Raw genomic sequence first — 12962 nt, forward strand, 5'->3', positions numbered from 1 at the left:
AGAAGCCCCGCCGACCAGCGGGGCTTTTTCGTGGGGCCTTAGCGTTCTGCGGTGAGTGCGCGCGCGAGGGTCACGAATTCGCCGACCGTTACCGTCTCGGCGCGGCGCTGCGAATCGATGCCCAGCTGCTCCAGCGCGGCGACCGCGCCGGGCACTCCCTTGAGGCTCTGGCGCAGCATCTTGCGGCGCTGGCCGAAGGCGGCTTCGGTCAGACGTTCGAGCATTCGCGCGGACACGCCTTCGGGCATGGTGCCGGGTTCGACATGGACGATCGCGCTCATCACCTTGGGTGGCGGAGTAAAGGCGCTGCGGTGGACCTTCATCGCCAGCTTCGCATGGCTGCGCCACTGCGCCAGCACCGCAAGCCGGCCATAGGCCGAGCCGCCGGGCTGCGCGACGATGCGCTGGGCGACTTCCTGCTGGAACATCAGCGTCAGGCTGGTCCACAGCGGCGGCCATGCATTCTCGCTGCCCTTCGCCCCGGCCAGCCAGCGCACGAACAGCGCGGTGCCGACATTATAGGGCAGGTTGGACAGCACGGCGAAGGGTTCTCCGCCCATCAGCTCGGCATGATCGAGCTTGAGCGCATCGCCCTCGATGACGCGCAACTGGTCCGGGAAGGCGTCTTCCAGCTCGGCCAGCGCGGGCAGGCAGCGGCGGTCCATCTCGATCGCGGTCACGCGGGCGCCGGCGCGCAACAGGGCGCGCGTCAGCCCGCCGGGACCGGGGCCCACCTCGAGCACCGGCTTGCCCGAAAGATCGCCGGGCACCGCAGCGATCCGGTCGAGCAATTGTTCGTCGAACAGGAAGTTCTGCCCCAGCGCTTTCGATGCGCTGAGGCCATGGCGGGCGATCACTTCGCGCAAGGGAGGGAGGTCGGGTGAGGGCACGGGCGTCCTATACAGTCATTGCGCGCGAAGCGAAGCGATCCGGTCCAGGCTTCAGATGCGGCTATGCCCGGCGCGCCGCGCGGCCATGTCGCCGGCCATTTTCAGCGCCGCAATCATCGCGCCCGGATCGGCGATGCGCCGTCCGGCAATATCGAAGGCAGTGCCGTGATCGGGGCTAGTGCGCACCAGCGGCAGGCCGAGCGTGACATTGACCCCTTCGTCGAAATCGAGCGCCTTTAGCGGAACCAGCGCCTGGTCGTGATACATGGCCAGCGCGGCGTCATAGGTCTGGCGCGCGCGCGGGGTAAACAGCGCATCGGCGGGGTGGGGACCGCTGACCGACAGGCCCGCCGCGCGCAGCGCCGCGATCGCGGGTTCGATGATCCGCACCTCCTCGTCGCCGAAGCGGCCGCCTTCGCCCGCATGCGGATTGAGCCCGCACACCGCCAGCCGCGGCGCGGCGATCCCGAAATCGCGGCGCAGCGCGGCGTGGACGATGCGCGCACGGCGCTCGATCAGGTCCTGCGTCAGCAGCGAGGCAACCTCGGCCAGCGCGCAATGCACGGTCAGCGGTACCGCGCGCAGGCTCGGCCCGGCGAGCATCATTACCGCGTCGTCGGGGTCCCGCTCGCAGGCGGCGGCGAGGAATTCAGTCTGGCCGGGAAAGTCGAACCCGACCTTGGCCAGTTCGCCCTTGGCAATGGGAGCGGTGACAACCGCGGCCGCGCGCCCGTCCCGCGCCAGCGCGGTCGCTTCGATCAGCGAATGCAGTGCCAGCCGCGCCCCGTCGGCATCGGGGGCGCCGGGGCGGTACTCGCCATCGTTGCTGCCCAGGACCGGCAATGCGCGGGCAAAGACCGCCGCGGCGTCCGCCGGTTCGGCGATCCGTTCGACCCTCAGTTCAAGCCCGCGCGCCTGTGCCGCGGCTTCGAGCACGCGCGCGCCGCCGACCACGAAAAAGGGCGCGAGCCCCGTCTCGGAACGTCGCGCCCAGCTTTCGGCAATAATTTCGGGCCCGATCCCCGCCGGATCGCCAAGGGATACGGCGAGGGGAGCCACGGCCTGCGTCAGTTATACTCGATGAAGGCGTCGTTGCGCAGATCGCGCAGGTAACGCTGCGCGCGCTTCTCGACGCGTTCGTCCTCAAGCTCGCCCATGATCTGGTCGAAGTTCGGACCCGCGGCCACCTGCGGATCGTCGCGGCCGCACAGCATCAGCACGCGCACGCCCTCTTCGAACGAGCCGAAGGGCGGGGTCGACTGGCCGACCTGCAACTGGAGGACGATGTTCTGCAACGCCTCGGGCAGCGAGCGCACGCGGATCTGGTCGTTGGTGACCACATTCGCGCCCAATTGCGCGGCTGCATTTTCGGCATCGCCGCAGCCGCGGATGTTCTGCACACCTTCGGTGAAGGCAGCCACGCGCTGCTGCGCGGCGGCCTGCGAGGTGCCCGGATCGAAAGAGATCTGGATCTGCTTGAGGCTGAGAACGGCATCACGCGGATCGGCCATCAGCACCTGTCGCTTGTCGATCAGGTAAAGGATCGAGAAACCGCCGGGAATGCGGATCGGGCCAACCAGCTGGCCGGGGCTCATTTCCGCGGCAACCGCTTCAAGCTGCGCGTTCTGGAGCTGCGCAAGCTGGATCCAGCCGAGATCGCCCCCGACCGCTGCGGTCGAGGCTTCGGAGAACTGGCGCGCATAGGCGACGAAGCTGCCACCCTGGCGCAGCTGTTCGACGATCTTGTTGGCGTTGTCCTCGACCGCGGCTTCGGTCTCAGGCGTCGCCGAAAGATAGATCTCGCCAAGCCGGTATTCCTCGGTCCCGCGCGAGGCTTCGAGCCGGTCGATCAGCTCGTTCACTTCCTCGCTCGAAACGTTGACGAAGGGCGCGATATTGCGGCGCAGCAGCGCGTTCCACGCCAGTTCGCCGGTAATCTGCCGCTTGAGCGCCTGGGGTGCGGAGCCGATCGAGGCGAGATACTCGTCCATCTTGCCCGGCTCCTGGCCGAAATTCTGCGCGGCGACACGGGCATAGGTCTGGTCGACCTCGGCCTGCGAAATATCGAGTTCCTGCGCGATGGCGGCCTGGATCTGCAGCGTTTCGTCGATCAAATTGCGCAGCACCTGCATCCGCACGCGGAGCATCTCTTCCTCGCTGACCGGCCGCTGGTTGGCGGCAAGCAGCAGCGCGACGCGCTGGTCGATATCGGTTTCGGTGATCACGAAGCCATTGACCACCGCCGTGGCCACGCGGTGGTTGGGATCGCTGTCCTGCAGCATGCTGAGGTCGCTGGGCAGGCCGAGCAGATCGCCCTGCGCCATGGTCTGCTGGGCCTGGCCCGCAAGGGGCGCAGCGGCGAGACCGGTCGCGGCGGCGATCGAAAGCAGTCGGGAAATTATCTTTGCAGTCACGTGTCGAACCTGTTTTGCGGCATCGTCTCGATACCTGAATATGCCGCCTGCCTTGGCGGGCTGCGGCTTAACCCAAGCTGATAGTCGCGCGCCGGATAGCGCGTTTGGTCCAAGCTGCCAATTGCACAGCCTAGCGGAAGCCCAGATTTCTCAGGCTGAAATAGAATTGGAAGGTATCGCCGCGTTCGGCATCGCCCGAAGTGATGTAGTCGCGCCGCCAGGTCACCCCCAGTTCGAGGCAATCATCCTGATAGGCGATACCGAGCCGCGTGCGGATCGGATCGAAGCCGTCGGAGGACAGCGTCGGGTCCTCCTCGCGGTTGGTCAGGTTGAATACGCCCGACCCGAATACCGACCAGTAATTGGCGAAAGCCACGCGCACCGCGCCGCGCAATTCCTCGCGGTCCTGCAAATCCTCCACCTGCGTGATGTCGCGGTCGAGCCGCACGTAACCGATCTCGGCATAGGTGCGGCGCGACCCGACGGTGGCGTCGATCTCGTTCCGGCGGATCGCCAGATTGGCCTTGTCCAACCGGAAGCGGTGGGTGAACTTCAGGAAGTCCTTATACCGAACCTCGGTCCGGCCGACGAAATCGGAAAACCGCTCGGACAGGCCGGTCCCCACCGGGAGGATGTCGCGGTCGCTGTCGAGACGGTAGGATTGCCCGACATTGGTCTTGAGCTCCCAGTCGGGGATGCGCAGCGCCCAGTCGAACCCGTAGGTGACCCGCGCACCGTCCTCGACCCGGTCGTAGCCGGGGAAGCGGTTGAGCGCGAAGAGGTTTGAATCCTCCAGGTCGATCGCGCGCGCGTCCTCATTGGGAATGGCGAGGTTCTTGATCGGCGGGGTGGCGACGAATTGCACGCGCGGGGTGAACACCTGCGTACCGCCGAAGGCCTCGCCGACGAAGGGCCATTGCACATCGAGCGCGCCCAGCGCGACGCCGCGATATTCCCAGCCGGGATTGCCGCGATAGCTGGCGGTGCTGGTGAGGTAGTTCTCATCCGAATGATAGACGTCGCCGCGCAGCATGCCGGTCAGCGTGACAACCTGGCCCAGTCCGGTGACGCGCCGCAGATCCCACTGCGCGCGGGCAAAGGCGCGCTGCGTGTCCTGTCCCATGTCGCGGGTGATCGCGAGCGTGTTGGCCTGCAGTTCGAGCTGCCCGCCGAGAATCTGTTCGTCGGGGCGCCAGCGCGCATCGAGCACGGGCAGCGCCAGCGGCACCTCGCCCTGCGGCTGGTCGAGCCGCAGCGTCTGCGTCGCCCAGCCGGCAAGCGAGAAATAGGTGTTCTTGCCGACCCGCTCGAGCTCGACCGTCGAGCGCAGCCGATCGTCGCGGCTGAGGTCGTAGCGGCGCAGGAAGGTGCGGTCGGTCGTGCGGCGGATCGACCCGGTCACGCTCCAGTCGGGCGCAATCTGGAACTTGCCGTTGGCGAAGATGTAGCCGCGGAATTCTTCGGCGCTGTTCGATACGCCGGTCAGCGTCGAGATACGCTGCGAATGGGTGGCATAGCCGGTGACCTGATAGGCACCGCTGCCGGTCAGGTGGCGCCACTGACCCGCCACCATCGGCGCCGCATCGGTATAGACATGCGTGGTTACCGTGAGGTCGCGATTGTCGGCGAAACGCAGGTAGTAGCTGCCCGAAACCTCGACACCGTTGCTTTCGGAAAACCGCAGGTCGGGGACGAGGAAGCCCGATACCGCGCCGCCATCGGTGCGGATGCTCAGCCCCGGCAGCGGCAGGATGCGCGCGCCGAACAATTCGAGGAAGGCGCCCGAAAATTCGATCCGGCGATTGTCGGGATTATAGACCACGCGCTCCGCGGTGATCCGCCAGCTCGGATCGCGCGGGCAGCCGGCGGGGGTGACGACCGAACACCCGCTGTAGGCGGCTTCCTCGAGCGAGACCGTGCCATCGCTTTCGCGCATTCCGCGATTGGCGGCGAGGCGGCCGCCCTGCCGCAGCGCGAGCAGCAGGTTTTCCATCGCCCCGGCTTCGAATTCGTCGGTCAGCTCGATCCGTTCGGAGAACAGCTGGTTGCCGTTTTCATCGACGAAGCGCACCCGGCCGCTTGCGGTGATCACCCCGGTCTGCTGGTTCCAGGTTACCGAATCGGCGCGGAGCGAGCGGTCGCCGCTGCGCAGCACGACATTGCCGCTGGCGGTCACCTGCTGGCTGTCGGCGCCATATTCGATAATATCGGATTCGAACGCGATTTCGCGATTGCCCGCGGCATTGATGCCATCGTCGCCGGTCGGTGCGGGCGGGGCGTCGAGACCGGCATTGGGGTCCGGCACGGTCAGCAGCGCATCGACATCTTCGGCCGTATCGACGCCCGGCTGTTCGGGCAGCGGCGTACCGGGTTCGCCTTGCGGATCGACCACCGTGCCCACGTCGTCGGCGGCATCCTGCGCAGCAAGCGGCGCGGCCACCAGCAGCGCCAGCGCGGTTGCGGTCAAGGTCACGGGTCGGAGGGCCTCCCGGCAGGAATGCGGGGTTGGCTCGGCAGGCGGGAGCATGGCTTGCCTATCGCACCGGCCACGCCTAATCGCAATCGCCATCCTCGCAGGACGGGCGCGAACCGCGCTGTCCCGACCAGAAAAAGATTCCGGAGATCGCATGCAAATTCAGTTCAGCCAGTCCCGTCCGCAGGATGTGTGCCTTGTTGCGCAAGTCACCGACAAGGGCAAGGTTCCCGCTGGCCTCGAAAAATCGCTGGTCGAAGGCATGGAAACCGCGCGCTTCAAGGGCACGGTCGGGCAGGTCTTCGAAGGCTTCGTCGAACGCGGCGGGCAGGTGCTGCGGCTGGCGCTGGCGGGCGCCGGCGACCGGAACGACGAGGCGCGCCTCGCCAATCTCGAAAAGGCCGGCGCGGCGCTGACGGCGAAATACCAGGCGAGCGGCGCCGTGGAACTGGTGCTCGACCTGTCGGATAGCGGTCTGTCGGGCGAGGAAGCCGCCTGCGTTCTGCTCGGCCTGCGGCTGCGCAACTGGCGCTACGATATCTACCGCACCAAGATGAAGGACGAGCAGAAGATCACGCTCGCCAAGGTCATCGTGGTTGGCGCGCCCGAGGGCGCCGAGGCAGCCTGGGAAGACATGGCGCATGTCGCGACCGGCGTCGAATTCACCCGCGAGCTCATCACCGAACCGGCCAACGTCCTCTATCCCGAAAGCTTCGTGGCGCGGTGCCAGGACCGGTTCGCCGGGACCGGCGTGGAACTGGTCGTGCTCGACGAAGCCGAAATGGAACGGCTCGGCATGGGTTCGCTGCTCGGCGTCGGGCTGGGGTCCGAACGCGAATCGCGCATCCTTGCGATCCGCTGGAACGGCGGCGCGCCCGATGCAGCCCCGACCGCCTTTGTCGGCAAGGGTGTGACCTTCGATACCGGCGGTATCTCGATCAAGCCGGGCCCGGGCATGGAAGACATGAAATGGGACATGGGCGGGGCCGGTGCGGTCGCGGGGGCGATGCTCGCGCTCGCCAGCCGCAAGGCCAAGGTCAATGTCGTCGGCGCGATGGGTCTCGTCGAGAACATGCCCGACGGCAAGGCGCAGCGCCCGGGCGACGTGGTCACCAGCATGAGCGGTCAGACGATCGAAGTGCTCAACACCGACGCCGAAGGACGGCTGGTGCTGGCCGATGCGCTGCACTGGACGCAGGAAGAGTTTCAGCCCGCGCGGATTATCGACTTCGCCACGCTGACCGGCGCGATCATCGTTGCGCTGGGTAACGAATTCGCCGGCGTTTTCTCGAATGACGACCAGCTGGCACAGGACCTCCATGCCGCGGGTGAAGCCACCGGCGACCGCAACTGGCGGATGCCGATCGCCCCGGCCTACGACAAGCTGATCAATTCGCCGATCGCCGACATGAAGAACATCGGCGGCAAGGGCGCAGGCTCGATCACTGCCGCGCAGTTCCTCCAGCGCTTTATTTCCAATGGCACCCCGTGGGCGCATGTCGATGTCGCGGGCATGGTCTGGTCGGACAAGCCCGGCCGCACCTGGGGCAAGGGCGCGACCGGATACGGCGTGCGCCTGATCGATCGCTTCGTGCGCGACACGCTGGAGGGCTGAAGGCAGTCGTGGCCAAGGGCAAGGGCAGTGGCAAGATGCGGCGCATGGGCGACCTGCCCAGCAAGACCTGCCTGACCTGCGGCTTTCCGTTCACCTGGCGCAAGAAATGGGCGCGTGACTGGGACGGGGTGAAATACTGCTCGGACAAATGCCGCCGCAACAAGCCGGCGGCAGGCAGCGAAGCGGCAGATCAGAAGTGACCGCCACCCGCGTCGATTTCTACCAGCTCAGCCGCGATCCGGTCGATGTCACCACCGCCAAGCTTGCGCGCAAGGTGCTGCAGGCGGGCGAGCGGCTGGTGGTGGTCAGCGGGGACGAGGGCCAACGCGGCCAGCTCGCCAAGCTGTTGTGGGAACAGGGCGGGGCGGCTTTCCTCGCCAATGGCATGGCCGGCGGACCGCATGAGGCCCGCCAGCCGATCCTGCTGTCGGCGGATTGCGCCGCGCCCAATGGCGCGCGCATGGCGCTTATCGCCGATGGCCAGTGGCGCGAGGATGCGCTGGAGTTCGACCGGGTGCTGCTCTTGTTCGATGGCACGCAGCGCGATGCCGCTGCCGAACTGTGGCGGCGCTTCGCGCAGGACGAGCAAATCGACAATCGCATCAACAAGCAGGACGAAAACGGCGCCTGGCGCGAAGGGCGCTGACGGAACCCTTCGGCGCTTCGTGGGTCGATTGGGTATGATCCGCAGCCCGCATGCCGCCCGCCTCGCCGCTTTCAGCGCTGCCGCGCTCGCGCTGAGCGGTTGTGGCGGCGATGCGGAGGACACCGAGGGCGCGTCGGCGGGTGATGGCGCCGAGCCGCGCGGCTCCTACGATATCGATGCCCGGACCGGCGAAACCAGCGCGCGCCATACCGATGGCGATGGCACCACCACGACGATGCGCTCGGGCGAGAAAGTGCCGGTTGCCTTGCCCGCCGGTTTCGCGGTCTATCCCGGCGCCAGCGTCACCAACAACACCCGGGTCGAACAGGCCGACGGGCTGCTGGTGCTGCTCAATCTGGAAAGCGACGCCACGCCGCAGGAAATGGTGTCCTATTACCGCGACCAGGCCGAGGCGGCGGGGATCGACGTGGCCACTTCGCTGGAAAGCGGCCCGGTGACGATGATCGGCGGCGAAGGCGCGGACGGCACCAGTTTTTCCTTCACCGCCACGCGCCAGGACGCGGTCACCGAAGCCCAGCTGTCGATCGGGCGCGGCCTCGAATGAATCTTGCCCGTGCGGGCGCGCAGCGCTAGGGGCGCGCGCGAGACCTCCTCTCCCCGTATAAAAATCCACGCAAGGAAATCACCATGGCGGTTACCCGCACCTTTTCGATCATCAAGCCCGATGCCACCCGCCGCAACCTGACCGGTGCGGTCACCAAGATGCTGGAAGAAGCCGGCCTGCGCGTCGTCGCCTCGAAGCGCATCCAGATGACCCGTGAACAGGCCGAAGGCTTCTACGCGGTCCACAAGGAACGCCCCTTCTTCGGTGAGCTGGTCGACTTCATGATTTCGGGCCCGGTCGTCGTGCAGGTGCTTGAAGGCGAAGACGCCGTAAAGCGCAACCGCGACGTGATGGGCGCCACCAACCCGGCCGATGCCGACGAAGGCACGATCCGCAAGACCTATGCGGAATCGATCGAAGCCAATTCGGTCCACGGTTCGGACAGCGACGAAAATGCCAAGATCGAAATCGACTTCTTCTTCGACGAAGCCGAACTGGTTGGCTAAATTCCTGCCTAAGCGGTTAATTCCGCTGGCATAACTTTTGATGCTTGAAGCGGGGGCAATCCATTATAGGGTTGTCCCCGTTATGCTGCGCTTCCTGTTCAAGAAACATCTGACTCGCAAGGCTCGCGTGGCCGCCGTGCACGACGTGGTCGACGGGCTGAATTCGCTCGATTACGAGGCGGTATTCCGGGTCATGACCCCCGATGCGGTGCTGGTCGATGGCAATGGATTGAAGCTCGAAGGGGTCGACGCGATCATCGACGGCGACCGCGCCTTTCGCGAACAGGCCGACCGTCCGCAGATACTGATCGATACGCTCGATCATTCGGGCGATGAAGTGCTGGTGCGCGGCCATATCAACAGCTCGATGCCCGAAATCGACGGGCCGGTAATGTGGCGCGTCTATTTCGATGGATTGCGGATTGCGCGGGTCGAGATCACGCGTCCGCCCGATCGCATGACCGGACCGCTGTTCGCTGCCCAGCGCGAGGCGCGCCGGGCCAGCTGATCCGGTTCAGCTCGCCGCGAATTGCGCGAGCTGCGTCTTGTGCGCGGTGTGGCTTCCGTGCTCTGCGCGGCTCTGTTCGCGGTGCATCGCCGCGAGCGCGGCATCGGTCAGTGGCAGGTCGAGCGCGGCATAGGTCTGGGCGATCTCGCCCGGCCAATCGGCATTGAGCCGCTCGAAATCGACCCATGCGACCGGGCCCCGGAATTCGGCCAGCGCCGTCTCCAGCCGCTGTTCGCGCAGGCGCAGCTTGCGCTGCCATTCGCGCTCGATCCCCGCCAGATCACCATGATCGGACTGCACCGCCATCTGGCTGGCGACGAGCGATACCGAGCTGTCGAGCACCTCCGCGCTGTCGCGCCGGGTCACGACCAGCCGCGCATCGGGGAATTGCGCCAGCAGCGCGGGCAGGTCCTCCGAGAATTGCGGGCATTTGAGCACCCGCGGCCGGTCCGCATCGCCCATCGTCGCTGCGTCGGTGCGCAGGACCCGCGCGAACTCGGCATAGACGGGCGCGGGATCGCGCGTCTCGCTCCAGCCGACGAACCCGGGGATATGCCACTGCGCTTCGAAGGTCGCGGGTGACAGCGCGCCCGCCAGCCAGCCGATTTCCTCGTCGACCCGCGTCGCCCCGAAGGGGTGCAGCGCGTCGAGCCAGGGATTGATACGCCGCGCGATCGCCAGCGCCGCGCCCGCCTTCAGCGGACGCCAGTCGGGCGAAACCGGCACCGGATTGTGGCTGTTGCAGAACCGCGTACCCGCATGCCGCGGATCGGCCGCCAGCAGGCGGTGCATCCGGGTGGTGCCCGCGCGCATCTGGCCGACCACGATGATCGGCGGCGCGATGGCGGTCTGCGCCAGTTGCGGCGTCTCGCGCCAAGCCTGCCCCAGCGCATGCCGCTTGCGAATGGCCGAGGTCAGCTGGCCATAGGCCATCGCATGGCCCATCGCATTGAGCGCGGCGTCCTCGCGCAGGCTCGCACACAGCTGGTCCAGCCGCGCGCGGAAATCCTCGACCTCTGCCTTGCTGCGCAGCGAAGTTTCGTCCTGCGGATCGAAGCCGCGGCTGCCGACCTCCCACAGGAATGCGGGCTCCAGCGGCGGTTTGGGGGTCAGACCCCGGTCCCACAGCGCCTGCACCGCGCGCCCAGCCCAGACGGCCGCTTTCGCGCGGGCCAGCGGATGCGGGCGGTTGGGGATGCCCACCGCAGCTAGAACTCGTCCGCCGCGTCGATCAGGCGGACGGCGTTCTTCGGCGCGACCGCGCGCCAGCTGCGCTGCAACCAGTCGGCGATAGTGTCCCAATCAACTCCCGGGCGGTTGAGGATCACGCCGATCCACCCGCTCGCGCCGTAATAGGCGGGTTTGTGATAGGCCTGCGGCTGCGCCTCGACCAAATTCTCCAGCTCGTCCAGACCCGAGCATTTGACCAGCAGCGAGATATGCGGCGTGCCGTGATGCTGGTCGGAGAAATAGGCGAAGAACTTGCCCGATTTCTCCGTCCCCACACGGAAACCGCGCGTACCATGGCTCTCGCGCTCATGCGTTTGTGGCAGCGCCAGCGCGCGTTCGCGCACGCGCTCGAGCAGCCATTGCGGATCATTCCCGCGCGAAACGTACTCGCCGAGCACTTGGGGATAGAGCTGGTGTTCGGCCACGCGCACGCGGTTGGCGAGCTTTTCGGGCGTATCGCCCGGCCAGATTGCCACCGCCAGCTGCCCAAGCAGCTCGCCGGCATCGAGCTCGTCTGTCACCAGATGGACGCTTGCCCCGGCGTGACTATCGCCTGCCGCGATGGCCTTGGCATGCGTGTCGAGACCGGGATATTTGGGCAGCAGCGAGGGATGGATGTTGAGCATGCGTCCCTCCCACCGCGCGACGAAACCGGGCGTCAGGATCCGCATATATCCCGCCAGCACGATAAAGTCCGCCCCGGCATCGCGCGCCGCCTGTTCCATTGCCGCGTCATGGTCTTCGCGTGCCATGCCCCGGTGCGAAAGCGCGAAGGTCGCCACGCCCTCGGCGGCGGCCAGTTGCAGCCCCTCGGCCTGCGGATCGTTGGCCGCGACCAGCACGATCTCATAGGCAGCATGGGGCAGGCGGCTGGCATAGAGCAGCGCGGCCATATTGGTGCCCTTGCCGGACACGAAGACCGCGACCCTGGCCCTGTCAGGCATTATGCGTCGCCGACCAGTCCTCGCGCGCGGCCCAGGTCCCGGCCGGCCCGCGCACGGTGCAGCCCTTGTCGCCCGCGTCGATCCGGCCCACCGCGAGGACCGTCTCGCCCGCATCTTCCAGCCGGCTGCGGACCACTTCGGCATGAGCAGGCTCGACCGCGAGCACCATGCCGACGCCGCAATTGAAAGTCCGCGCCATTTCGGCAGGTTCGATATTCCCCTGCGCCTGCAGGAACGCCATCAATCCCGGCTGTTCCCAGCCATCGGCATCGACCTCGGCATGCGCGCCTGCGGGCAGTACGCGCGGGATATTTTCGAGCAGGCCGCCGCCGGTGATATGCGCCAATGCGTCCACCAGCCCGTCGCGGACCAGCGGCAGCAGGCTCTCTACATAGATTCGCGTCGGCTCGATCAGCGCGTCGATCAGCAGCCGGTCGCGGTCGAACACCGCCGGACGGTCGAGCTTCCAGCCCTTGTCGGCAGCCAGTCGGCGCACGAGCGAATAGCCGTTCGAATGGACACCCGAACTGGCAAGGCCGAGCAGCACATGCCCCGGCGCGACCCGCTCGCCGGTCAATTGTTCGCCGCGTTCGACCGCGCCGACGCAAAAGCCCGCGAGGTCGTAGTCGCCCGCGGCATACATGCCCGGCATTTCGGCGGTTTCGCCGCCGATCAGCGCGCAGCCAGCCTGTTTGCAGCCCTCGGCAATGCCCGCGATCACGCGCTCGGCGACGCCGTTCTCCAGCTTGCCGGTGGCAAAATAATCGAGGAAGAACAGCGGTTCGGCGCCCTGGACGATCAGGTCGTTCACGCACATGGCGACCAGATCGACGCCCACCGTGTCATGGCGGTCGCTATCGATGGCCAACTTGAGCTTGGTGCCCACGCCATCGTTGCCCGCGACCAGCAGCGGGTCCTTGTAGCCCGCCGCCTTGGGGTCGAAAAACCCGCCGAAACCACCGATTTCGCCATCGGCCCCCGGGCGCAGCGTCGCCTTCACCAGCGGGCCGATCGCCTTGACGAGCGCATTGCCCGCTTCGATCGAAACACCCGCCTGTTCGTAGGTGTAGGAAGGCCTGTTGCTGCGCGGTTCGTCACTCATCCCACCCGCCTTACGCATTCGCGCTTGGATTTCCATAATCCTTTCGGCAAAAGGCGCCCTGTTTTCCCC

Annotated in this window: 13 protein-coding genes; 6 read left to right on the top strand and 7 right to left on the bottom strand. The window is 66.7% G+C overall.

What is annotated here, in order from left to right:
• Positions 1-38: 38 nt before the first annotated feature.
• The 4 genes from rsmA to V6B15_RS03235 form a co-directional block, all read right to left on the bottom strand.
• Positions 39-890 carry a 16S rRNA (adenine(1518)-N(6)/adenine(1519)-N(6))-dimethyltransferase RsmA gene (gene rsmA / locus V6B15_RS03220; RefSeq protein WP_334200002.1) on the bottom strand — a complete coding sequence of 284 codons (852 nt, stop codon included), beginning with the start codon at positions 888-890 and terminating at the stop codon, positions 39-41.
• 51 nt (positions 891-941) lie between these two features.
• Positions 942-1949, bottom strand: a complete 1008-nt coding sequence (gene pdxA / locus V6B15_RS03225; RefSeq protein ID WP_334200003.1) for a 4-hydroxythreonine-4-phosphate dehydrogenase PdxA — start codon at positions 1947-1949, stop codon at positions 942-944.
• A gap of 8 nt (positions 1950-1957) precedes the next feature.
• Complete coding sequence (locus tag V6B15_RS03230; RefSeq protein ID WP_253523284.1) at positions 1958-3304, bottom strand: peptidylprolyl isomerase; 1347 nt, start codon at positions 3302-3304, stop codon at positions 1958-1960.
• Positions 3305-3434: 130 nt separating this feature from the next.
• Complete coding sequence (locus V6B15_RS03235; protein ID WP_334200004.1) at positions 3435-5831, bottom strand: LPS-assembly protein LptD; 2397 nt, start codon at positions 5829-5831, stop codon at positions 3435-3437.
• A 100-nt stretch (positions 5832-5931) separates the two neighbouring features.
• Between V6B15_RS03235 and V6B15_RS03240 the strand changes: the two genes are divergently transcribed.
• The 6 genes from V6B15_RS03240 (at position 5932) to V6B15_RS03265 (ending at position 9617) form a co-directional block, all read left to right on the top strand.
• Positions 5932-7392, top strand: coding sequence for a leucyl aminopeptidase (locus V6B15_RS03240; RefSeq protein WP_334200005.1), 1461 nt, complete (start codon positions 5932-5934; stop codon positions 7390-7392).
• A gap of 8 nt (positions 7393-7400) precedes the next feature.
• Positions 7401-7592 (top strand): DUF2256 domain-containing protein, encoded by a 192-nt coding sequence (locus tag V6B15_RS03245; RefSeq protein WP_442969001.1) that lies wholly within the window; start codon positions 7401-7403, stop codon positions 7590-7592.
• A complete protein-coding gene (locus V6B15_RS03250; RefSeq protein ID WP_334200006.1) occupies positions 7589-8038 on the top strand; it encodes a DNA polymerase III subunit chi in 450 nt (149 codons plus the stop codon). Before V6B15_RS03245 ends, V6B15_RS03250 begins: the two co-directional genes overlap by 4 nt.
• A 34-nt stretch (positions 8039-8072) precedes the next feature.
• Positions 8073-8603 (top strand): hypothetical protein, encoded by a 531-nt coding sequence (locus tag V6B15_RS03255; RefSeq protein WP_334200007.1) that lies wholly within the window; start codon positions 8073-8075, stop codon positions 8601-8603.
• Positions 8604-8686: 83 nt separating this feature from the next.
• Positions 8687-9109 carry a nucleoside-diphosphate kinase gene (ndk, locus tag V6B15_RS03260; RefSeq protein WP_253523298.1) on the top strand — a complete coding sequence of 141 codons (423 nt, stop codon included), beginning with the start codon at positions 8687-8689 and terminating at the stop codon, positions 9107-9109.
• Between the two features lie 82 nt (positions 9110-9191).
• A complete protein-coding gene (locus tag V6B15_RS03265) occupies positions 9192-9617 on the top strand; it encodes a nuclear transport factor 2 family protein (RefSeq protein ID WP_253523300.1) in 426 nt (141 codons plus the stop codon).
• Positions 9618-9623: 6 nt separating this feature from the next.
• Here V6B15_RS03265 and V6B15_RS03270 read toward each other — a convergent pair whose 3' ends face one another.
• Genes V6B15_RS03270 through purM form a run of 3 tightly spaced genes read right to left on the bottom strand, consistent with a single transcriptional unit; the run spans position 9624 to position 12893 of the window.
• On the bottom strand, positions 9624-10820 hold the full coding sequence (locus tag V6B15_RS03270; protein ID WP_334200008.1) for a sulfotransferase family protein: 1197 nt from the start codon (positions 10818-10820) through the stop codon (positions 9624-9626).
• A gap of 5 nt (positions 10821-10825) precedes the next feature.
• Entirely contained in the window at positions 10826-11791 is a 966-nt protein-coding gene (gene purN, locus V6B15_RS03275) for a phosphoribosylglycinamide formyltransferase (RefSeq protein WP_334200009.1), read from the bottom strand.
• Positions 11784-12893, bottom strand: coding sequence for a phosphoribosylformylglycinamidine cyclo-ligase (gene purM, locus V6B15_RS03280; RefSeq protein ID WP_334200010.1), 1110 nt, complete (start codon positions 12891-12893; stop codon positions 11784-11786). The genes purN and purM overlap by 8 nt, the downstream gene beginning before the upstream one ends.
• Between the last annotated feature and the right edge of the window lie 69 nt (positions 12894-12962).

This window comes from Qipengyuania sp. Mu-71, from assembly GCF_036867055.1.
GTDB classification, from domain to species: domain Bacteria; phylum Pseudomonadota; class Alphaproteobacteria; order Sphingomonadales; family Sphingomonadaceae; genus Qipengyuania; species Qipengyuania profunda.

Coding starts and splice junctions, on each gene's coding strand:
- V6B15_RS03235 (WP_334200004.1), bottom strand. CDS start 5,831: ATGCTCCCGCCTGCCGAGCCAACCCCGCATTCCTGCCGGGAGGCCCTC.
- V6B15_RS03240 (WP_334200005.1), top strand. CDS start 5,932: ATGCAAATTCAGTTCAGCCAGTCCCGTCCGCAGGATGTGTGCCTTGTT.
- V6B15_RS03255 (WP_334200007.1), top strand. CDS start 8,073: ATGATCCGCAGCCCGCATGCCGCCCGCCTCGCCGCTTTCAGCGCTGCC.
- ndk (WP_253523298.1), top strand. CDS start 8,687: ATGGCGGTTACCCGCACCTTTTCGATCATCAAGCCCGATGCCACCCGC.
- V6B15_RS03265 (WP_253523300.1), top strand. CDS start 9,192: ATGCTGCGCTTCCTGTTCAAGAAACATCTGACTCGCAAGGCTCGCGTG.
- purN (WP_334200009.1), bottom strand. CDS start 11,791: ATGCCTGACAGGGCCAGGGTCGCGGTCTTCGTGTCCGGCAAGGGCACC.
- purM (WP_334200010.1), bottom strand. CDS start 12,893: ATGAGTGACGAACCGCGCAGCAACAGGCCTTCCTACACCTACGAACAG.